The organism is Cellulosimicrobium sp. 4261, from assembly GCF_040546915.1.
Classification (GTDB): domain Bacteria; phylum Actinomycetota; class Actinomycetes; order Actinomycetales; family Cellulomonadaceae; genus Cellulosimicrobium; species Cellulosimicrobium cinnabarinum.
The window spans coordinates 70104-90357 of the sequence record NZ_JBEPOQ010000008.1 but is presented as its reverse complement, the minus strand read 5'-3'; the positions used below and the strand labels follow the sequence as shown (position 1 = coordinate 90357).

Sequence of the window (20254 nt, the reverse complement as noted above, 5' to 3'; positions counted from 1 at the left end):
CCGCGGACCGGGCGCACCATGGGGGCGTGCTACGCGCCCTCCTCCTCGAAAACCTGCACCCCCTCGCCGCCTCGAACCTCGAGGCCGCGGGCATCGACGTCACCGTCCGCACCGGGGCCCTCGACGAGTCCGAGCTGATCGAGGCGCTCGACGGCGTCCACCTGCTCGGCATCCGGTCCAAGACGAACGTCACGGCGAACGTGCTCGAGAACGCCCCCGACCTGGTGGCGCTCGGCGCGTTCTGCATCGGCACGAACCAGATCGACCTGCGCTCCGCCGCGACGCAGGGCGTCGCCGTGTTCAACGCGCCGTTCCAGAACACGCGCTCCGTCGTCGAGCTCGCGCTCGCGGAGATCATCGCGCTCACACGCCGCCTCACCGAGCGCGACCGCGCGCTGCACGAGGGTCGCTGGGACAAGTCGGCGGAGGGTGCGCACGAGGTCCGCGGCCGCACGCTCGGCATCGTCGGCTACGGCAACATCGGCACGCAGCTCTCGGTCGTCGCCGAGAACCTCGGCATGTCGGTCGTCTTCTACGACACGGCGGAGAAGCTCGCGCTCGGCAACGCGCGCCGCATGGACACGCTCGACGAGCTGCTCGAGCAGGCCGACGTCGTCACGCTCCACGTCGACGGGCGTCAGGGCAACGCCGGGCTGTTCGGCGCCAAGCAGTTCGCCCGCATGCGCCAGGGCTCGATCTTCCTCAACCTGTCGCGCGGGTTCGTCGTGGACTACGGCGCACTGCGCGAGGCGATCGTCGAGGGCCGCGTGGCCGGCGCGGCGGTCGACGTCTTCCCGCACGAGCCCAAGCGCAAGGGCGACGCGTTCGACTCCGAGCTGCGCGGCCTGCCGAACGTCATCCTCACGCCGCACATCGGCGGCTCGACGGAGGAGGCGCAGGAGGCGATCGGGCAGTTCGTGTCCGCCAAGCTGCGCGACTACCTCACCACCGGCTCGACGACGCTCAGCGTCAACGTGCCCAACCTCGCGCTCGAGCAGACGACGGGCATCACGCGCATCACGCACCTGCACCGCAACACCCCCGGCGTCCTCGCCGCCGTCAACGCGACCCTCGCCGAGCACGGGACGAACATCGAGGGCCAGCTCCTCGCCACGCGCGGCGAGATCGGCTACGTCGTCACCGACGTCGGCTCGCGCGTGGAGCCGGCCGTCATCGAGGCGCTGGCCGCGATGGAGCAGACGATCGCCCTGCGCATCCTCGACTGACACAGCCCGGAAGACCTTCGCCGCGCGCGGTCCGTCCGCACGCGGCGAAGGTCCCCGGTGGCCGTGACCTTCGCCGCTGAGCGCCTCTCGCGCGCCGGTGCCACGATGAGGCATGACCGGATACATGCACGACGGGCCGCAGATCCTCGACGCCGACGCGTCGTGGGACCTCGTGGAGGGGACCCACGTCGCACGCCTCGCCGTGAGCGTGCGGGGCGAGCCGGACATCTACCCCGTCACCGTGCTGGTGCACGAGCGCACGCTCGGGTTCCGCACCGTGCCGGGGACCAAGCTCGCGACGCTCGCGACCAACGAGCGGGTCGCGCTCGAGTGGGACCACGTCGACGACGACGGCGCGTGGAGCGTGGTCGTGCGCGGGACCGCCCACCGGAGCCGGACCGAGCACGAGGTGGAGGCCGTCCAGGACGGCGCGGACCCGCTCGTCCCCACCGTCGACGTCCCGACCGAGGAGTGGGTCGTGGTCGAGGCCCGCGAGATCACTGGACGGCGCTTCGCGCGCGCGGAGCCGTAAGGCCGCGCGTGGCCGGACGCGCGACGTCCGGCCGCCCCGCGAGGGACGACCGGACGTGGGGCTCGGGCTCAGCCGGACTTGCGGCGGAACGTGCGCTGGACCGGGCCGACGGTCTCGGAGCCGTGCACGGAGCCCGTGTTCGACTCGCCGTCCGCCGTGCGGTGGCGTGCGGCGTTCTTCCGGTCGAGCGCCTCCCGGAACTTCGCCTTGGCCTCCTCGGTCGGTGCGGTCTCTGCAGCGGGTCGCTGCTGGTCGGACGCCATGGCGGTCTCCTCGTCGACGGGGAACTCGGTGGGGGCACTGCGTTCGGCCCGACGCGTCGGGCACCCCGTCAGCCTCCCCCACCGCGCCGCCCGACGCCACCTGATTTGTCCGCTCGGCCCACCGGCTCGGTCCGTGCGCGGGCTGCCTCCGCCACCGCGCCGCACGAGCCGTCGGGTAGCGTCGGGGCGTGTCGCCCGACCCCACGCCGCAGCCCGCCCCTGCCCGCACCGACGACGCCGACGACGCCGGCCGCCCTGCGCCGGCACCGGCCGTGCTCCCGCACCGCGCGCTCGGCCGCAGCGGCCTGCGCCTGCCCGAGATCGCACTCGGCCTCTGGCAGAACTTCGGGGTCGCCGACCCGTTCTCGACGCAGCGCGAGATCGTCCTGCACGCCGTCGACCGTGGCGTGACGCACCTCGACCTCGCCAACAACTACGGGCCGCCCGGGGGCGCCGCGGAGGAGTCGTTGGGTCGGCTGCTCGCGCGCGAGCTGCGCCCCGTGCGCGACGAGCTCGTCGTGACGACCAAGGCGGGATACCGCATGGGTCCCGGCCCGTACGGCGAGGGGGGCTCCCGGAAGTACCTGCTCTCGTCACTCGACGCGTCACTGCGTCGGCTCGGCCTCGACCACGTCGACATCTTCTACTCGCACCGCTACGACCCGTCGACCCCGCTCGAGGAGACCATCGGCGCGCTGGCGACGGCCGTGCGGTCGGGGCGCGCCCGCTACGCCGGGATCTCGTCGTACTCCGCCCGGCGCACCCGCGAGGCCCTGCGGGTCGCGGGCGACGTCGGGGTCGAGCTCGTCGTCACCCAGGTCTCCTACTCGATGCTCAACCGGTGGGTCGAGGCGCCCGACCCGCACGACGAGGCGGGGGCCGGCGTGCTCGACGTCGCGGGTGCGGAAGGGCTCGGCGTCGTCGCGTTCTCCCCGCTCGCCCAGGGCATGCTCACGGACCGCTACCTCCACGGGGTCCCGGAGGGGTCGCGCGCGGCGCGCGGAGGTCCGCTGCGCCCGGCGTTCCTCTCCGAGGAGAACCTCGACCGCGTGCGCCACCTGGACAAGCTCGCGCGCGCCCACGGGCGCACCCTCGCGTCCACGGCGATCCGCTGGGCGCTGCGCGACGAGCGCGTGACGTCGGTCCTGCTGGGCGCGAGCTCGACCCGGCAGCTCGACGAGAACCTCGCGGCCCTCGACGCCCCCGACCTCTCCCCGGAGGAGCTCGCGGCCGTCGACGCCCTCCCCGTGGACACGGGCATCAACATCTGGGCGTCGCGCTCGAGCGACCTGTAGCACGCGTGCCGCGTGCGCCCGCCTGCCGCGTGCGCCCGTCTGCCCAGCGCGGCGTCGCGGGGTCCGCGTCGGGGCGCCTCGACGACCCGAGGCGCGAGCCCCGGGGCGGGTGGCGCGGACACGGGGCGCGGGCAGGAGGCGCGGTACGCCGTCCGGCTGTCAGGCCTGGGGTGCCGCCTCACGCTCGGTCGCGCCGTCGTCGGTGGCCTCGGCCGCCGCACGCCCGGCCGCCGCCTCGCGTTCCTCCCGGTCCACGCGCAGCGACGTGATGGCGCTCTCGAAGTCCTCGAGCGAGTCGAACGCCTGGTAGACGCTCGCGAAGCGGAGGTAGGCGACCTCGTCGAGCTCACGCAGCGGTCCGAGGATCGCGAGGCCGATCTCGTAGGCGTCGAGCTCGGCGCTGCCGCTCGCGCGGATCGTCTCCTCGACACGCTGCGCGAGGACGGCGAGGTCGTCCTCGTTGACCGGCCGCCCCTGACAGGCCTTGCGGACGCCGTTGACGATCTTCTCGCGCGAGAAGGGCTCCGTCACGCCGGACCGCTTGACCACGGACAGGCTCGCGGTCTCGATGGTGGTGAAGCGGCGGTTGCACTCGGGGCACTGACGCCGACGCCGGATCGAGGCGCCGTCGTCGGACGTGCGGGAGTCGACGACGCGGGAGTCCGCGTGACGGCAGAACGGGCAGTGCATGGCGGGCTCCTCCGCGGGTCGCGCCGACGGGTCGGCGCGACGAACGTATGCCGTCCCGGGCGGACGGTGCAACACGCCGGACGCCCCGCCCGACCACGGACAGCAGAACGGGGGCGGTCGTGGTCGACCGCCCCCGTCGGGACGCCCCCGTCCCCATCTCGCGCGCGACTCGCCTCGCGCGCGGCGACGTGCACAGGAGTCGCGGTGGTCCGCGCACCCCTCGCCTCGTCCGCCCAGCCCCCCAGCCGGCGTGTGAGGTGACACTAACTTAGGCAGACCTAACGGCTGGGCGCAACCCTCCGCCGGGCCCGATCGCCCGTCGGCGCCGTGCGCTACGTCACACCGCGAGGGCTCGCGCGCCGTGCCCCGTCACCGCTCGGCGACGGGAAGGAGGATCGCCTGACCGGCCTCCACACCGGACGACGACAGGCCGTTCAGCTCCACGAGCCCGCTGACCACCTCGCGCAGGTCTTCACCGGGGTTCGCGACGCCCTGCGCGAGCTCCCACAGCGTCTCCCCCGAGCTCACGACGTGGACGCGCACCTCGACCGGCTCGCCCGGCCCGCCGGCGACCGCCAGGCCGACGCGCGCGGCGAGCACGAGCACGACCGCCACGAGCAGGACGAGAACCACCCGACCGCGTCGCGTGATGCGCAGCGGAGCCTCCGCCCGCGCACCCCGCGCCGATCCGCCACGCGCGAACCCGGTCGGCGTCGCCATCGCCATCGTCTCCATGTCCCCTCCGTCCCGGCCCGCGGGCCCGATCGCCTTCCCCGGTCGATCGGACCCGCGCACCCGTCTCGCTCCCGCCCGACCGCTGCGGTCGAACACCTGTACGTAGAACATCTGTACGAAGGTCTATCACGAACGACCGACAGAGTCGAGACATGCTCGAACAGGTGTTTGATTCGTGTCGCATCCTCCCCTAACCTGGGGTCAGGTCGGTTCGCCGGACATGTCCGCTCGGACCCGGAGAGGCGACCGAGGTCCCGGGGTGCACGCCCCGGGAGGGGAAGCCGCAGGCCCGGCCGGGGCCGGTGGCACGCGACGGACGAGGGCGGAGCGACCATGGCGGGACGAGGCACGGACAGGGCACGGGGGCTCGCCGAGGTGCGCGAGCTGCCGGACGGGTCGGCAGGGGGTGACGGGCTCACCCCGCGCCAGCGGCTCGTGCTCGAGACCATCCGCGCGTGCGTCGAGCAGCGCGGCTACCCGCCGAGCATGCGCGAGATCGGCGAGGCCGTCGGGCTCACCAGCCCGTCCTCCGTCAAGCACCAGCTCACGACGCTCGAGCGCAAGGGCTTCCTGCGCCGCGACCCGAACCGCCCGCGCGCGATCGAGGTCGTCCAGCCCGACGACTCTCGCCGTGCCACCCCCCTCGCGCCCGCCGGGGCAGCACCCGAGCCCACGTACGACGAGGCCCACCCCGCGCCGTCGTACGTCCCCGTCGTGGGCCGCATCGCCGCCGGTGGTCCCATCCTCGCGGAGCAGGTCGTGGAGGATGTCTTCCCGCTCCCGCGCCAGCTCGTCGGCGAGGGCGAGCTCTTCCTCCTGCGCGTGCAGGGCGACTCGATGATCGACGCGGCGATCTGCGACGGCGACTGGGTCGTCGTGCGCCGTCAGCCGGTCGCGGAGAACGGCGAGATCGTGGCCGCCATGATCGACGGCGAGGCGACCGTCAAGAGCCTGCGACGCGCGGACGGCCACGTGTGGCTGATGCCGCACAACGCCGCGTACGAGCCGATCCCCGGGGACGACGCCCAGGTGCTGGGGCGCGTCGTCTCCGTCCTGCGCAGCCTCTGAACCGTCCCCGCGCAGTCTGCGCGCGAACCGCGAGCAGGGTCCGGACAGCACGAGAGCCGGGTGGTCCCTCGACCACCCGGCTCTCGTCGTGCAGGGCCCGCCGGGCCCGCGGGCTCAGAGCCCGAAGCGCCGCGCGACCGCGCGCAGCGACTCCGCGGACGAGCGCAGGCCCGCCAGCTCGTCGTCCGCCAGCGGGACCTCGACACGCTCCGTGGCTCCACGACGGTCGACGAGCGTCGGGAGCGAGAGGCACACGTCCTCGAGCCCGTAGATGCCGTCGAGGAGGGTGGACACGGGGAGCACCCGGTGCTCGTCGGCGAGCACCGCCTCGATGATCCGGGTGCCCGCGAGCCCGACGGCGTAGTTCGTCGCGCCCTTGCCCTCGATGATCCGGTAGGCCGACTGCACGACCTCGCGCGCGATCTCGTCGCGCACGTCGCCCGTGAGCGGCCCCCGGCCGCCGATGCCCTGCCACTCGAGCAGCGGTGCGCCGCCGATCGTCGCGGAGCTCCAGAGCGGGATCTCGCTGTCGCCGTGCTCCCCGGCGATGTATGCGTGCACGTTCTGCACCGCGACGCCGCAGTGCTGCGCGACGAGGAACCGCAGCCGCGAGGAGTCGAGCACGGTGCCGCTGCCGAAGAGCTGCGTCGGGGGCAGCCCCGAGAACTTGAGCGCCGCGTACGTGACGATGTCGACGGGGTTGGTCACCATGACGTAGACGGCGTCCGGAGCGACCTCCACGAGGCCCGGGAGGATCGTCCGCATGAGACCGATCGTGCCCTCGGCGAGGTCGAGACGCGTCTGGCCCGGCTTCTGCTTGGCGCCGGCCGTCACCACGACCACGTCGGCCCCCGCGCACACCGCGACGTCGTCGGACCCCTCGACGCGCGCCATGGGCATGAACTGGATGCCGTGCTGGAGGTCGAGGACCTCGGCCTCGACCTTCGCGCGGTTGACGTCGAGGAGCGCCACCGTGCGCGCCGCGCCGCGCATGAGCGCGGCGTACGCCAGCGTCGAACCGACGGCCCCGGCACCGACGATCGCGAGCTTCGTGGTCCGCGCTCCCCCTCCCGGACCGCCCGTGGTCGCGTCGCCGGTGCCCTGCGGTGACGTGCTCGTCATGTCGCCTCCGTGAAGTCGCTGGAAAGGGCTCAGCCTAGGGCGGCGAGGCGACGGAGCGCAGCGGTGGCCACGTCGCGGTCGGTCGTCTGCCAGAACCCCGGCATGGACCGCGTGAGGAACGACCCGTAGCGCGCCGTCACGAGCCGCGGGTCCAGGACCGCGACGACGCCGCGGTCGGCCGTGGACCGGACGAGCCGTCCGGCGCCCTGCGCGAGCAGGAGGGCCGCGTGCGTCGCGGAGACCTGCATGAACCCGTTGCCGCCCGCGGCCTCGACCGCGCGAGCGCGGGCCGACTTCACCGGGTCGTCCGGGCGCGGGAACGGGATGCGGTCGATGAGCACGAGCTGGCACGACGGCCCGGGCACGTCCACGCCCTGCCACAGCGACAGCGTGCCGAACAGGCACGTCGCCGGGTCCTCCGCGAACTCCCGGACGAGCGTCGGCAGCTGGTCGTCGCCCTGGCACAGGATCGGCACGTCCAGCCGCTCGCGCATCGCCTCCGCCGCGGCCACCGCGGCGCGCCGCGAGGAGAACAGGCCGAGGGTTCGACCGCCTGCCGCCTCGACGAGCGCCGCGATCTCGTCGAGCTGGTGCTCCGTGGACGCCTCCCGGCCGGGCGTCGGCAGACGCTTCGCGACGTAGAGGATGCCCTGGCGCGGGTAGTCGAACGGGCTCCCGACGTCGAGCCCGCGCCACCGCGGCGCGTCTCCGTCGGCCGCGTCCCCGGGGCCGCCCGCCGCCCCGGGGCCGAGCCCGAACGTGCGCGCGACGGCGTCGAAGCTCCCGCCGAGCGCGAGCGTCGCGGACGTGAAGACGCCGGTGCGCTCCGTGAGCAGGTGGGTGCGGATGAGGCCCGCCACGCCGAGCGGGGCGGCGTGCAGGCGGCTCGCGCCGTCGCCGAAGCGGTCGCCGGACCAGCCGCCCTCCCCGGGCCGCGAGCACCACAGCACGTCGTGGCCCGTGGGGTCGGCCGCCATGCGCTCCGCGACCTCGAAGAGCTGCAGCATCGTCGACTGCGCCATCTTCAACCCCGTGTCCGGCTGGGCCGGCTTCGTGACGCCGGTCTCGGGCTTGAGCGTCGAGAGCACCTCGCGCGCCGCGTCCCGCACCGCCGCGACCGCCGACCGCGCGGCGTCCGGCAGGCCGTCGGGGAAGCGCTCGGCGGGCAACGACCCGACGACCGTGCCGAACGCGGCGGATGCGGCGTCGAGCGCGTCCGTCGTGACCCCGCCGTGGCGGCGCGCGAGGCGCGCCGCGCTCTCGATCGCCGGGACCGAGAGATCGACCGTCGCGGCCGCCGTGACACGGTCCGCGAGCTCGTGCGCCTCGTCGACGACGAGCACGTCGTGCTCGGGCAGCACCCCGGGTGACCCCATGGCCGCGATGCCGAGCATCGCGTGGTTCGTCACGACGACGTCCGCCTCGCGCGCCGTGGCGCGCGCCCGCTCCGGGAAGCACTCGGCCAGCAGGGGGCAGCGCTGGCCCAGGCACTCGAGCGCCGTGACGGAGACCTGCCGCCACGCCTTGTCGCTCACGCCGGGGACGAGGTCGTCGCGGTCGCCCGTGGGCGTCTCGTCGGCCCACTCGCGCAGGCGAACGACCTGCTCGCCGAGGGCCGCCATGCTCGTCCCGCCGCGCGCGGCGGGGTGGTCGGCAGCGCCCGCCGCCTCGCCGGGGAGGTCGAAGAGCGTGGGCTCGTCCGCGGGGTAGCCGCCCGCGATCTTGTGCACGCACAGGTAGTTGTGCCAACCCTTGAGCAGCGCGATCGACGCGGGCCGCGGGAGGCGGTCCGCGACGGCGTCCGCCACGAGCGGGAGGTCCCGCGTGATGACCTGGCGCTGGAGGGCGAGGGTCGCCGTCGAGACGACGACGCGCTCGTCGGTCGCGACCGCGTGGCGCACCGCCGGGACGAGGTAGCCGAGCGACTTCCCCGTCCCGGTCCCGGCCTGGACGACGAGGTGCTCGGAGCCCTCGATGGCGTCCGTGACGGCCCGCGCCATGGTCCGCTGGCCGTCGCGCCGCGCGCCGCCCAGTCGCGTGACCGCGAGGTCGAGAAGCTCCTCGACGGCGGGCACGTCGCCTGACGCCGACGCAGCCGCGTCCGCCCCGGCCCGGCCCGTCGCCTCCGTGTCCGGACGGTCGGGCACGGGTGCGGTTCGGGTGGAGGGGGGCACGCGACGAGTCTACGGTCGGGCGCCCACGCCGCGGGCGAGGGCTGTGGACGCGGCGGAGACGGGAGACCCCGCGCGGCGCAGGCCGCACGGGGTCGTCCACGAGGTCGGACGGCGGGCCCGCACGAGGTCGGGCCGTCCGGTCCGCCGGCAGTCCCGGCGGGAGGAGCTCAGCTCGCCGCGGACGCTCCGACGAGCTCCGTCGCGAGCGCCTGGGCGACGCGACCGCGCAGGAGCGTGCCCTCGGGCGTGTGCTCCTCGTGGTCGATCTCGCCCTCGGTGTGCACGCGGTGCACGAGGTCGCCGCGGTGGTACGGCACGACGACGTCGATCTCCACGTCCGGGCGCGGCAGCTCGTGGGCGATGAGCTCGCGCAGGTGCTCGATCCCCTCGCCGGTGTACGCCGACACCACGACCGTGCGGCGCTCGCGCAGCCGGATGCGCGCGATCGTCTCCGGGTCGGCGAGGTCCGCCTTGTTGAGCACGATCACCTCGGGCACGTCCTCCACGCCCGGGATGTCGGCCAGGACGTGGCGCACCGCCGCGATCTGTCCCTCCGGGTCCGGGTGCGAGGCGTCCACCACGTGCAGCAGCAGGTCGGCGTCGCCGACCTCCTCGAGCGTCGAGCGGAACGCCTCGACGAGCTGGTGCGGCAGCGCCCGCACGAACCCGACGGTGTCGGCGAGCGTGTAGACCCGGCCGTCCTCGGTGCGCGTGCGGCGCACCGTGGGGTCGAGCGTCGCGAACAGCGCGTTCTCGACGAGCACGCCCGCGCCGGTGATGGCGTTGAGGAGGCTCGACTTGCCCGCGTTCGTGTAGCCCGCGATCGCGACGGACGGGACGGCGTGCCGCTTGCGCGACGCGCGCTTGGTCTCCCGACCCGGGGCCATCGCCTGGATCTCGCGGCGCAGCTTGGCCATCCGGTTGCGGATGCGTCGCCGGTCCAGCTCGATCTTCGTCTCACCGGGACCGCGCGACCCCATGCCCGCGCCGGCGCCGCCGACCTGGCCACCGGCCTGACGCGACATCGACTCGCCCCAGCCGCGCAGGCGTGGCAGGAGGTACTCGAGCTGGGCGAGCTCGACCTGGGCCTTGCCCTCCCGCGACTTGGCGTGCTGGGCGAAGATGTCGAGGATCAGCGCGGTCCGGTCGATCACCTTGACCTTGACGATGTCCTCGAGCGCGCGCCGCTGGGAGGGCGCGAGCTCGCCGTCGATCACGACCGTGTCCGCCCCGCTGGTGGCGACGACGTCCGCGAGCTGCGCGGCCTTGCCGGAGCCCAGGTACGTGCCCGGGTCGGGCTTCGCACGGCGCTGGATCACGCCGTCGAGCACCTGGGAGCCCGCGGTCTCCGCGAGGGCGGCGAGCTCGCGCAGCGAGATCTCGGCCTCCTCGGCAGACGTGGGCGCGCCGTCCTCGCGCGGGTCGGAGCCGGGGCTCCACAGCCCGACGAGCACGACCTTCTCGAGGCGCAGCTGCCGGTACTCGACCTCGGTGACGTCCTCGAGCTCGGTCGACAGGCCGACCACGCGGCGCAGCGCGCTGCGCTCCTCGAGCTCGAGCTGCTCGCCGTCGTGCTCCGCATGGACCGTGCCGCCCTCGGCGCGTGCCGTCCCGGCCCGAGCGAGCACCCGCGCCACGACGTCGCTCGCGATGTCCCGCGTCGCGCCGGTCGGCTCGTCCTGAGCCGAGGTGGGGTTCGGAGTGTTCGCAGGGGTTGGGCTCATGTGCCGCCTTCCGTCGGTGGTGGGCGCTCGTGCGCCCGGGTGTGACAACAAGCGTGGCACGCGAAATCGTCCCGAGGCCAGCGGTTAAGCGCACGACGAGCGGTCCGGCGCCCGCTGCGGCGAGCGCGCCCGCGTAGGATCGGCCGACGTGACCGAGGACCAGGACCCCGCCGTCGACCCCGCGCCGGACCACTACTTCACCGCGCAGCCCGCGTCCGCCGCCGAGCGCCGCACGATCTCGGTGCGGCTCGCCGGCCGCGACGTGGAGGTCGAGGTCGCCTCGGGCGTCTTCTCCCCCGGCCGCCTGGACCTCGGCACGCAGGTGCTGCTGCGCACCACGCCGCCGCTCGACGACGTCCTCGCGGCCCGGCCCGACGACGGCCCCGCCCACGTCCTCGACCTCGGCTGCGGCTGGGGTCCGGTGGCCCTGACGATGGCCCTCGAGGCGCCGGACGCGACCGTGTGGGCGGTCGACGTCAACGAGCGCGCGCTCGACCTCGTGCGTCGCAACGCGCAGCGCCTCGGTCTGGACAACGTCCGCGCCGTCCTCCCGGACGAGGTGCCCGACGACGTCCGGCTCGCCGCGCTGTGGTCGAACCCGCCGATCCGGGTCGGCAAGGACGTCCTGCACGGCATGCTGCTGCACTGGCTGCCGCGGCTCGCGCCGGGTGCGAGCGCGCACCTCGTGGTCCAGCGCAACCTGGGCTCGGACTCGCTCCAGCGCTGGCTCGCCGAGGCGCTGCCCCCGCTCCTGCCGGGCGCGGTCGTCGGGCGCGCCGCGAGCGCGAAGGGGTTCCGCGTGCTCGAGGTCGTCGCGCCGCGCTGAGGGCCCGTTCGTCAGACCGGCGCGCGGTCGTCCTCGGGCGTGGAGCCGACCGGTTCGGCGGCCGGGCCCGCCGCGGGGTCGTCGTCCGCGCCGGCGCGCGCGGCGTCGTCCGGCGAGCCCGGGACGAGCGCGGCGAGGTCGATCTCGCCCGAGTGGACGAGCACCGCGGGACCCGCGAGCTCGACGCGGCCGCCCGGGAGCGCCCGCACGCGCACCGTGCCGCCCGGGACGTCGACGAGGTAGGTGTCCGGCGCGTCGGGCCCGCCCCACACGCGGACCGCGAGCGCCGCCGCGCACGCGCCCGTCCCGCACGACGGCGTCTCCCCGACGCCGCGCTCGTGCACGCGCATGCGCACGTGCCCGACGACGGTGCCGTCCTCCGCCGTCGTCTCGCCGAGGGGCACCACGAGCTCGACGTTCGTCCCGTGGGACGGAGTCGGCTCGACGACGGGTGCCTCGGTGAGGTCGGCGCGCTCGAGCACGTCCTCGCGCGCGACGGCGAGGACGGTGTGGGGGTTGCCGAGGTCGACGCTGAGCGCCGGGCGCGGGACCTCCCAGCCCCGGACGACGACGGTCGCGTCGTACCCGTCCTGGAGCGCGGGGCGGCCGCCGGAGAGGAACCACGGGCCCATGTCGACGGCGAACCAGCCGTCGTCCTCCTTGCGCACGCGCTTGACGCCCGCGCGCGTGCCGACCGGGACCTCCGTGCCGCCCGCGAAGCTCACGAGCCCGAGCCGCTCGGCGAACGCCGCGAAGACGCGGACCCCGTTGCCGCACATCTCGGCGACCGAGCCGTCGGCGTTGCGGTAGTCCATGAACCAGATGGCGTGCGGGTCCTCCGCGAGCACGTCGCGCGACTCGGGCACGAGCGCGGTGGGCACGAGGCGGATGACTCCGTCTCCCCCGATGCCGCCGCGGCGGTCGGCGAGGGCGCGCACGAGCTCGGGCGAGAGGTCGAGCTCCCCCTTCGTGTCGGCGATGAGCACGAAGTCGTTGCGGGTCCCGTGGCCCTTGGTGAAGCGGGTGCGCGTCATGAGCCCAGACTACGGCGCACGGGCGCGCCGCCGTCCGCTTCGTCCGGCCCGCCGGCGGGGCCCGGCGCAGCCCCGGGCCCGTGCCCGTCCGTGCCCTGCGAGGCCGCGCGCTCGTCCGCCGCGGCGACGAGCGCGAGAGCGTCCTCCACGCGCGTCGGCGACTGCGCGTCGAGCCAGCCGACGCGCGGGTCCCGGCCGAACCAGCCCATCTGCTTGCGCGCGAGGCGCCGCGTGTTGGCGGTGACGGCCTCGCGCGCGGCGTCCTCCGTGATCTCGCCGTGCAGCGCGGCGAGCACCTCCGCGTAGCCGACGGCGCGCCGGGCCGTGCGGCCCATGCCGTGCGCCTCCACGCGACGCACCTCCGCCACGAGGCCCTGCTCCCACATGCGCTCGACGCGGCCGGCGACCCGCGCGTCGAGCACGGCCCGGTCGCAGTCGAGGCCGATCTGGACCGTCGGACGGACGTAGACCTGGCGCGGGAGGTTCGCCGTGAACGGCTCACCGGTGAGCTCCATGACCTCGAGCGCCCGGACGAGCCGGCGGGTGTTGGCCGGGCCGATGCTCGCGGCCGCCGCGGGGTCGCGCCGGGCGAGCTCGTCGTGCAGCGCGCGCGGACCCTGCTCCTCCGCACGCGCCTCGAGCGCCGCCCGTACCGAGGGGTCCGTACCCGGGAAGCGCATGTCGTCGAGGAGCGCGCGGACGTACAGCCCGCTGCCGCCCACGACGACGGCGCGCGCGCCCCGCGCGGCGATCTCGTCGAGCACGCGGCGCGCCTCGGTCTGGTAGCGGGCCACCGAGGCGTCCTCGGCGGGGTCGAGCACGTCGAGGAGGTGGTGGCGCACGCCACGGCGCTCGGCGACGGGGACCTTCGCGGTCCCGACGTCCATGCCGCGGTAGAGCTGGTAGGCGTCGGCGTTGACGATCTCCGCGGGCGCCCCGGGGACGGACAGGCGCTCGGCGAGGTCGAGGGCGAGGTCCGACTTCCCCGTGGCCGTCGGGCCGACGACGGCGACGACGACACCTCGTGCGGACGCGGGCGCTCCGGCGGGGTCGTGCTCGGTTTTCACCCGCGCAACGGTACCGTCCGGGCGGCTGGCGGCCGGAAGCGTGTGGGCGGGGATGCGTAGTGTGTCCGTGGTCGGTCCGCCCGCGCGACCACCGACTCGCACGACTCACGACGATCTCTCAGACGACAAGGACTCGAGAACATGGGTTTCTTCACCAAGCCGGACGCCGCACCGACGAGCCAGAACGCGCCGCTGACGCGCGAGCGGGTCGAGGCGTTCCTCACGAGCCGCGACTGGCGGTACTTCGTCGACTCGGACGGGGACCTGGGCGGCAACTGGGACGGCAAGGTGTTCTTCTTCTTCCTCATGGGCGAGAAGCAGGAGATCCTGCAGGTGCGCGGCCGGTGGAACCGGACGCTGCCGGCGTCGGCCGAGGCGCAGGTCGCGCTCGTCGCCAACGAGTTCAACCGCGACAAGATCTGGCCGAAGGTCTACGCGCGCGTCGAGGACGACCAGCTCGCGGTCTACACGGAGGTGGCGACGGACCTCGAGTTCGGCGTCGCGGACGACCAGCTCGGCCAGCTCCTCGAGTGCGGCCTGTTCACGGGCCTGCAGTTCTTCGACGCGCTCGACGCCCGCTTCCCCGACACGGCCGCGCAGACCGTGGCCGAGGGCGGCGCCGACGTCGACGCGCGGTGACCGGCACGCACGAGAGCACCGCGGGCCGCACCGCGCCGGACGGGGGCGCCCCGGGCGAGGAGACGACGGCCTTCCAGGTCGACCTGCGGGGCGTCGTCGACCTCCTGGCCCGGCACCTCTACTCGAGCCCGCGCGTCTACCTGCGCGAGCTGCTGCAGAACGGCGTCGACGCGATCACCGCGCGCGCCGGGCTCGAGGGGCCGCAGGCACCGGCGCGGATCCTGCTCCGCCCGCTGCCCGACGGCGGCCTGGAGGTGCACGACTCGGGCGTGGGGCTGACCCGGGACGAGGCGCGGGAGCTCCTCGCGACCATCGGGCGCAGCTCCAAGCGCGACGTCGAGCTCGGGACGGGGCGCGAGGAGTTCCTGGGCCAGTTCGGCATCGGGCTCCTGTCCGCGTTCATGGTCGCCGACGAGATCGAGCTCGTCTCGCGCTCCGCACGCCGCACGGCGTCGGGCGACGCGCCCGCCCCCGTGCGCTGGCGCGGCCGCGCCGACGGCACGTACGAGCTCGTCGAGCTCTCCCCGGACGACCCGGCGGCACCCGCCGAGCCCGGGAGCCTCGTCCGGCTGCACCCGCGGCGGGACACCGAGCACTGGCTGGCCCCGGAGTCCGTGGTCGCGCTCGCCCAGGACTTCGGCTCGCTCCTGCCGGTCGAGCTGCTCGTCGAGACACGTCTCGACGACGTCACCGGCGTCGGCGGGGCGACCGGCGACGCCCCGGTCGCGGTGCGCCGGCTCAGCGGGGAGGAGCTGCCGTGGCGCGCTCCGCACCCGACGCCCGCGGCCCGCGACGCCGCGCTCGCCACGTACGCCGAGCGCACCCTCGGCTTCACCCCGCTGGCCCGGATCGACCTCGACCTGCCGCTCGCCGGCCTGACGGGCGTCGCGTACGTGCTCCCGGCCGCGGTCGCGCCGACCACGACGTCGCGGCACCGGGTCTACCTCAAGCGCATGCTCCTGGGCAGCGCGGTCGACGACCTGCTGCCCCCGTGGGCGTTCTTCGTGCGGTGCGTCCTCGACGCGTCCGTGCTGCGCCCGACGGCGTCGCGCGAGGGGCTGTACGAGGACGAGGTCCTGCTCGCGACCCGCGACGCGCTCGGGGCGCAGGTGCGGCGATGGCTGCTGGAGACGCTCGCGACGGACTCCGTCCTGGCGCGGCGCTTCCTCGAGACGCACCACCTCGCCGTGCGTGCGCTCGCGCTCACCGACGACGAGATGCTCGACGTCGCCGCGCGCGTGCTGCCCTTCGAGACGACGGCCGGGTCCACGACGCTCGCCGGCCTCGCGGCGGACCACCCCGACGGGCGCCTCCTGTACACGGCGAGCGTCGAGGAGTTCCGGCGCATCGCACCCGTCGCGGCGGCGCAGGGGCTCGCGGTCGTCAACGGCGGCTACGTCTACGACGCCGACCTGCTGGAGCGCGTCGCGGCGCGGTTCCCGCGGTGGCGGCTGTCGCCCGTCTCGGCCGCGGACGTCGCGCACGTCCTCACGGAGGTCGAGCCGTTGCGCGAGCTCGAGGTCGCCGACGCGCTCGCGTCGCTCGACGACGCGCTCGCCGAGCAGGACTGCGACGTCGTGCTGCGCCGGTACGAGCCCGACGCCCTCCCGGCCATGCTCCTGCACGACCGCGAGGGCGACCATGCGCGCGAGGCCGCCCGCGTCGCGGAGACCGAGGACCTGTGGGGCGAGATCCTCGCGGGCCTCAGCGCCCCGGCCCGCCCCCGCCGCCTGGTCCTCAACGACGCCAACACCACCGTGCGCGACCTGCTCGCGAGCCCCGACGCGCAGGTGCGCGCCGCGGGCGCCCGCTCCCTCTACGTCACGGCGGTGCTCGCGTCCGGCAAGGCGCTCCAGCCCGCCGAGGCGACCCTCATGAACGACTCCCTGTCGCTCCTGCTCGCCCGCGCCCTCGCGGCCGGGCAGGACGCCGCCACGGAACCCGACCCCCCTGCCGACGAGGAGAACCGATGACCCGGTCCGTGGACCAGGTGAACGCCGCCCTGTACGACGTCCGCCGCATGCCCTACGGCCTCGCGCGCTCCACGGCCGCAGCGGCCGAGCTCGAGCGCGTCGAGGCCGAGGGCCCCGACGCGGCGCGCGCCTACGCGCTGTTCGTCCTCGTCGAGTCGTACGTGTGGGGCGGCGAGGTGACCAAGGCGTACCTGCCGTTCACCAAGATGCTGCGCTGGTGGGACGAGCACCCCGAGCACTTCGACGCCGAGGACGCGCACTCGCTGTTCTGGTCGTTCAAGTGGATGGTCGGGCACCTCATGGAGTTCCCCGACGTCCCCGCCGCGCAGATCGAGCGCACTCTCGACGACATGGCGCGCCGGTACGCGCTCGCGGGCAACGGCACGAACGCCGTCGCCCTGGAGCGCTTCGAGTGGGCACGCGAGCGGGGCGCGACGGACGTCGAGGACGCGTACCGCGCGTGGGTCGCGACCCCGCGCGACGACTACTCGCAGTGCGAGGCGTGCGAACCCGGCGACCGCGCGGCGTACCTCTTCGAGACGGGCCGGCACGACGAGGGCGTCCGGCTGCTCGAGGGCGTGCTCCAGGGGTCGCCGTCGTGCGCCACCGAGCCCGGCGACATGCTGTCCCACCTCCAGCTGGCGTACGTGGAGGTCGGCGACGCCGAGGCCGCGGCGCGCACGCACCGCCGCGGGCTGCGCCACCTCGACACCGGGGTGACGATGACGGGCCCGAAGGGTCGTCACGTGGAGTTCCTCGCGCGGACGGGCAACGCGTCGCGCGCGCTGCGAATGCTCGTGGAGCACCAGGCCTTCCTCATGGAGGCGGACTCGCCGGGCGACCGGCTCGGCTTCCTCACGAGCGTGAGCGTCGCCACAGGCGTCCTGCGGGCCGACCACGGCGACGCCCCGCTCGCGCTGCGGGACGTGCCGGCCAGGACGGTCGCCGAGCTCGACGCGTGGGTGCGCGGCGAGGCGGCCGCGCTCGCGCAGTCCTTCGACGCGCGCAACGGCACGACGGCGGCGTCCGAGCGGCTGCGCGCGGCGTGGGAGCGGGGCGCGCGCACGCTCCCCGTCGACCTGGCCGTGCTCTCCGTGGACGCCCCGGTGGTGACACCGCAGCCCGCCGCCGGGGCCGAAGGCACCGCGGGTGGCCCGTCGGACCTCCCGGCCGGGCTCGCGCACGAGGCGTCCGCGGTCGCCGACTGGACCCCGGCCGAGACCGCCGACGAGCCCACCGACGCCGACGGCCTGCTCGCGCTCGCCGACGACGTGGCAGGCGACGACCCGGTCCGGGCCGCACGCCTCCTGCGTCGCGCGTCGTCGCTCCTGGAGTCCTCCGGTCACCTGGACCGCGCCGGGTTCGCGCTCGCCGAAGCGGCGCAGCTCGCCGCGCTGGAGGGCGACGACGAGGGTGCCGCGCCCGCGTTCCTGCACGCCCTCGCGCTCCTGCGAGCCGGTGGTGTCGCGCCCCGGTTCGTCGGGCAGGTCGTGCGCGCGTACGCGCGGCTCGAGGCCGGGCGTGGCGACGTGACCGCCGCCCTGGGGCAGGTCGAGCGCACGCTCGACGACCTCGCCGCGGCGAGCGAGGGCACGGGCGACGGTTCCGGGCCACGGGCCGCAGAACTCGTCGAGCGTGACGAGGCAGCCGACGCGCGCGAGCGTCGCGACCTCGACGACACGCGCGCCCGCCTCCTCGCGACCGCGGGCGACCTCGACGCGGCAGCGACGCTCGCGGAGTCCGTCGCCGAGGAGTTCGCCCGCGCCGGCGACGTCCGGGACGCGGCGCACGCCTTCTGGCTCGCCGGCCGCTCGCGCTGCGAGGCGGGGAAGGACACCGACGCGGTGGAGCTGCTCGAGTCGGCCATGGAGGGCTTCGCCATCGTCCACGACGCCGAGTCGCGCGCGATGGTCGGCAACGAGATGGTCGCGGCGCTGCGCCGCCTCGGGCGCGACGACGAGGCGGCCGCCGTCGGGACGGGCCTCAGCGGCTGACGACGGGCCCTGCCGGGCGGCTGCCGGCTGCGGGGGTGCCGACCTCGTACCGCCGGACCGCCACGGCGGGGCCCGGTTCGTCGTCCGTCGCGACCGGCGCGGCCTCGGCGCCCGCCGCGGCGACGAACCCGTCGAGCGCGGCCTCGGGCAGAGTCGATCGCGGGTCGTGCACGACGACGAGCCGCGCACCCTCCCGGGCGAGCTCCGCACCGACCGCCCGGGCGGCGCCGAGAGCCGCGCTCGCCTCCGTCGCCGTCGCCGTCTCCGTGCCCGTGTCGGTGTACGTCTCGGTGCCCGTCCCCGGGCCACCGAGCTCGACGACGTCCACGTCCCCCGGCCAGCCCGCTCCGGCGAGCGCGAGGAGCGCCACGGAGGCAGCCGTCCCGGCCACGGGTCGGTCGAGCGGTCGCGTGGCGCCGGCCCATGCCGGGTCGATCCACCGGTCCGCGATGCCCGCCGCGGCGAGCGACGCCCTGGCGGCGCCGCGGGCACGCGCCGTCCCGGGGGCGACCACGACGACGGCCGACTCGCCTCCGTCTGCAGGCAGGTCCGCCACGAGGTCCGCGAGCGCCGCGAGCGCGGCGTCGCGCACCGGCTCGAGGACCGAGGCGGCACCGGCCGCTCCCGGGACGAGCAGGGCGGTTCCGGGGAGCACGACGGCGCGGACGGTCACCGTCCCACCGTAGTGGTGCCCGCTCCCCCGCCGTCGCGGCGGCCTCCCCGGACGGCCCGCGATGCGGCGTCCGCGGTCGGGCGCGAGTACGGTAGGGAGGTGAGGTTCTTCGGGGCGCGGGACGACGACGACCGGCGGGACGGGAATCCCGGTGGGGCAGAAGACGGGGGTCGGCCCGGCGCGGCCCGGCCGGCGGACGACCTGCAGTCGCAGGTCGAGGACCTGCTGGCGCGCGAGCTGGGCCAGGTCGCGACCGACGTCCTGCAGCCTCCCACGCCGCTCACGCTCTCGCGGGTCGTCGAGTGGATCACGGACAGCGGGTACAGCTACTTCGTCGACTCCGACGGCGACGTCGGCGGGCTGTGGCACGGCCGCCTGTTCTACTTCCTGCTCTTCGGCAACAACGACGAGATCCTCCAGGTGCGTGGCCAGTGGAACCGCGACCTCGCGCTCGAGCGTCTCGAAGAGATCCTCGAGTTCTGCAACGAGTGGAACGCCGACCGCATCTGGCCCAAGACGTACACGCGCGTCCGCGACAACGGGATGGTCCAGGTCTTCACGGAGGTGACGGTCGACCTCGAGCACGGCGTGACGGACGACCAGCTCGACCAGCTCCTCCAGTGCGGGCTGAGCACGGGGTCGATGTTCTTCGACGCGCTCGACGAGTTCTACCCCGACCCCGCGAGGCAGGCGCCATGACGCAGGCCCGCACCAACTGGTTCACGCGCCTGTTCGGCAACCGCCGGCCCAAGGCGCCGGACTCGTTCCCGCGCGAGGAGGAGCTGCCGCGCGCGCTGTCGATGGCGCGCATCGGCGACCACCTGACCCGCCGCGGCTACCACTTCCGCGTGGACGACGACGGCGACATCACGGGCACGTGGGACGGTCACCGCTTCTGGTTCCTGCTGCTCGGCGACCGGTCGGAGATCCTCCAGGTCCGCGGCCGCTGGTCCACGACGCTCCCCGTCGAGTCGCGCCTCGTCACGCTCCAGGCCGTCAACGACTGGAACCGCGAGCGCATCTGGCCCAAGGTCTACGTGCGCGAGGAGGGGGGACGGCTCGCGCTCTACGCCGAGGTCTCGGTCGACCTCGAGCACGGCGCGACCGACGACCAGCTCGCGCAGACCGTCTCGTGCGGGCTCGGCACCGCCGTGCAGCTCTTCCACGCCATCGGCGCCCAGCTCCCGCCGGGGACCCTGGACGACTGACGCACGGGGGC

The 20254-nt window shown here is 75.1% G+C and carries 19 protein-coding genes; 10 read left to right on the top strand and 9 right to left on the bottom strand.

Annotated elements, in window-relative coordinates; all coding sequences use genetic code 11:
- Positions 1-26 precede the first annotated feature (26 nt).
- Positions 27-1226: a phosphoglycerate dehydrogenase gene (serA, locus tag ABIE39_RS12020; RefSeq protein WP_108050173.1), complete on the top strand. Its 1200-nt coding sequence runs from the start codon at positions 27-29 to the stop codon at positions 1224-1226.
- 112 nt (positions 1227-1338) lie between these two features.
- Entirely contained in the window at positions 1339-1758 is a 420-nt protein-coding gene (locus ABIE39_RS12015) for a pyridoxamine 5'-phosphate oxidase family protein (protein ID WP_074810039.1), read from the top strand.
- Positions 1759-1826: 68 nt separating this feature from the next.
- Here ABIE39_RS12015 and ABIE39_RS12010 read toward each other — a convergent pair whose 3' ends face one another.
- On the bottom strand, positions 1827-2021 hold the full coding sequence (locus tag ABIE39_RS12010; protein ID WP_031316400.1) for a DUF5302 domain-containing protein: 195 nt from the start codon (positions 2019-2021) through the stop codon (positions 1827-1829).
- Positions 2022-2293: 272 nt separating this feature from the next.
- Here ABIE39_RS12010 and ABIE39_RS12005 point away from each other — a divergent pair, with 272 nt between their 5' ends.
- Positions 2294-3316, top strand: a complete 1023-nt coding sequence (locus ABIE39_RS12005) for an aldo/keto reductase (RefSeq protein ID WP_354051962.1) — start codon at positions 2294-2296, stop codon at positions 3314-3316.
- Between the two features lie 159 nt (positions 3317-3475).
- On the opposite strand, the gene nrdR is transcribed toward ABIE39_RS12005, so the two are convergent.
- Both nrdR and ABIE39_RS11995 read right to left on the bottom strand, forming a co-directional pair.
- On the bottom strand, positions 3476-4006 hold the full coding sequence (nrdR, locus tag ABIE39_RS12000) for a transcriptional regulator NrdR (RefSeq protein WP_175009553.1): 531 nt from the start codon (positions 4004-4006) through the stop codon (positions 3476-3478).
- 369 nt (positions 4007-4375) lie between these two features.
- A complete protein-coding gene (locus ABIE39_RS11995; RefSeq protein WP_222592412.1) occupies positions 4376-4741 on the bottom strand; it encodes a LysM peptidoglycan-binding domain-containing protein in 366 nt (121 codons plus the stop codon).
- A 333-nt stretch (positions 4742-5074) separates the two neighbouring features.
- On the opposite strand from ABIE39_RS11995, the gene lexA reads away from it, so the two are divergent.
- A complete protein-coding gene (gene lexA, locus ABIE39_RS11990) occupies positions 5075-5809 on the top strand; it encodes a transcriptional repressor LexA (RefSeq protein WP_074810036.1) in 735 nt (244 codons plus the stop codon).
- Positions 5810-5923: 114 nt separating this feature from the next.
- On the opposite strand, the gene ABIE39_RS11985 is transcribed toward lexA, so the two are convergent.
- The 3 genes from ABIE39_RS11985 to hflX all read right to left on the bottom strand — a co-directional run bounded on the left by ABIE39_RS11985 (position 5924) and on the right by hflX (position 10829).
- A complete protein-coding gene (locus tag ABIE39_RS11985) occupies positions 5924-6931 on the bottom strand; it encodes an L-lactate dehydrogenase (RefSeq protein WP_021479748.1) in 1008 nt (335 codons plus the stop codon).
- A 29-nt stretch (positions 6932-6960) separates the two neighbouring features.
- A complete protein-coding gene (locus tag ABIE39_RS11980; RefSeq protein WP_502914860.1) occupies positions 6961-9105 on the bottom strand; it encodes an ATP-dependent DNA helicase in 2145 nt (714 codons plus the stop codon).
- A 167-nt stretch (positions 9106-9272) separates the two neighbouring features.
- Positions 9273-10829: a GTPase HflX gene (hflX, locus tag ABIE39_RS11975; RefSeq protein WP_209827643.1), complete on the bottom strand. Its 1557-nt coding sequence runs from the start codon at positions 10827-10829 to the stop codon at positions 9273-9275.
- Positions 10830-10977: 148 nt separating this feature from the next.
- On the opposite strand from hflX, the gene ABIE39_RS11970 reads away from it, so the two are divergent.
- The gene (locus tag ABIE39_RS11970) at positions 10978-11655 is read left to right on the top strand and encodes a class I SAM-dependent methyltransferase (RefSeq protein ID WP_209827641.1); all 678 of its coding nucleotides are present in this window, start codon (positions 10978-10980) and stop codon (positions 11653-11655) included.
- An 11-nt stretch (positions 11656-11666) separates the two neighbouring features.
- Here the strand turns inward: ABIE39_RS11970 and dapF are convergent, their stop codons facing one another.
- Both dapF and miaA read right to left on the bottom strand, forming a co-directional pair.
- Positions 11667-12689, bottom strand: a complete 1023-nt coding sequence (gene dapF / locus ABIE39_RS11965; RefSeq protein WP_354051902.1) for a diaminopimelate epimerase — start codon at positions 12687-12689, stop codon at positions 11667-11669.
- The gene (gene miaA, locus ABIE39_RS11960; RefSeq protein WP_175009558.1) at positions 12686-13756 is read right to left on the bottom strand and encodes a tRNA (adenosine(37)-N6)-dimethylallyltransferase MiaA; all 1071 of its coding nucleotides are present in this window, start codon (positions 13754-13756) and stop codon (positions 12686-12688) included. Before miaA ends, dapF begins: the two co-directional genes overlap by 4 nt.
- Before the next feature lie 141 nt (positions 13757-13897).
- Between miaA and ABIE39_RS11955 the strand changes: the two genes are divergently transcribed.
- From ABIE39_RS11955 to ABIE39_RS11945, 3 genes are read left to right on the top strand one after another with little or no spacing between them, the layout of a single operon-like run.
- Positions 13898-14395: a YbjN domain-containing protein gene (locus ABIE39_RS11955; protein WP_175009559.1), complete on the top strand. Its 498-nt coding sequence runs from the start codon at positions 13898-13900 to the stop codon at positions 14393-14395.
- Entirely contained in the window at positions 14392-16368 is a 1977-nt protein-coding gene (locus ABIE39_RS11950; protein WP_209827639.1) for an HSP90 family protein, read from the top strand. The genes ABIE39_RS11955 and ABIE39_RS11950 overlap by 4 nt, the downstream gene beginning before the upstream one ends.
- Complete coding sequence (locus ABIE39_RS11945; protein ID WP_209827637.1) at positions 16365-18362, top strand: hypothetical protein; 1998 nt, start codon at positions 16365-16367, stop codon at positions 18360-18362. The genes ABIE39_RS11950 and ABIE39_RS11945 overlap by 4 nt, the downstream gene beginning before the upstream one ends.
- On the opposite strand, the gene ABIE39_RS11940 is transcribed toward ABIE39_RS11945, so the two are convergent.
- Complete coding sequence (locus ABIE39_RS11940; RefSeq protein WP_209827635.1) at positions 18352-19035, bottom strand: hypothetical protein; 684 nt, start codon at positions 19033-19035, stop codon at positions 18352-18354. The genes ABIE39_RS11945 and ABIE39_RS11940 overlap by 11 nt on opposite strands.
- Positions 19036-19134: 99 nt before the next feature.
- Here ABIE39_RS11940 and ABIE39_RS11935 point away from each other — a divergent pair, with 99 nt between their 5' ends.
- Positions 19135-19734 (top strand): type III secretion system chaperone family protein, encoded by a 600-nt coding sequence (locus ABIE39_RS11935; protein WP_175009563.1) that lies wholly within the window; start codon positions 19135-19137, stop codon positions 19732-19734.
- Entirely contained in the window at positions 19731-20243 is a 513-nt protein-coding gene (locus tag ABIE39_RS11930; protein ID WP_175009564.1) for a type III secretion system chaperone family protein, read from the top strand. The genes ABIE39_RS11935 and ABIE39_RS11930 overlap by 4 nt, the downstream gene beginning before the upstream one ends.
- Positions 20244-20254: the final 11 nt, after the last annotated feature.

Bases quoted from the DNA above. Each gene is read 5' to 3' on its own strand.
- ABIE39_RS12015 (WP_074810039.1), top strand. From the start codon at position 1,339: ATGACCGGATACATGCACGACGGGCCGCAGATCCTCGACGCCGACGCG.
- ABIE39_RS12010 (WP_031316400.1), bottom strand. From the start codon at position 2,021: ATGGCGTCCGACCAGCAGCGACCCGCTGCAGAGACCGCACCGACCGAG.
- nrdR (WP_175009553.1), bottom strand. From the start codon at position 4,006: ATGCACTGCCCGTTCTGCCGTCACGCGGACTCCCGCGTCGTCGACTCC.
- ABIE39_RS11995 (WP_222592412.1), bottom strand. From the start codon at position 4,741: ATGGAGACGATGGCGATGGCGACGCCGACCGGGTTCGCGCGTGGCGGA.
- lexA (WP_074810036.1), top strand. From the start codon at position 5,075: ATGGCGGGACGAGGCACGGACAGGGCACGGGGGCTCGCCGAGGTGCGC.
- ABIE39_RS11985 (WP_021479748.1), bottom strand. From the start codon at position 6,931: ATGACGAGCACGTCACCGCAGGGCACCGGCGACGCGACCACGGGCGGT.
- hflX (WP_209827643.1), bottom strand. From the start codon at position 10,829: ATGAGCCCAACCCCTGCGAACACTCCGAACCCCACCTCGGCTCAGGAC.
- dapF (WP_354051902.1), bottom strand. From the start codon at position 12,689: ATGACGCGCACCCGCTTCACCAAGGGCCACGGGACCCGCAACGACTTC.
- ABIE39_RS11955 (WP_175009559.1), top strand. From the start codon at position 13,898: ATGGGTTTCTTCACCAAGCCGGACGCCGCACCGACGAGCCAGAACGCG.
- ABIE39_RS11945 (WP_209827637.1), top strand. From the start codon at position 16,365: ATGACCCGGTCCGTGGACCAGGTGAACGCCGCCCTGTACGACGTCCGC.
- ABIE39_RS11930 (WP_175009564.1), top strand. From the start codon at position 19,731: ATGACGCAGGCCCGCACCAACTGGTTCACGCGCCTGTTCGGCAACCGC.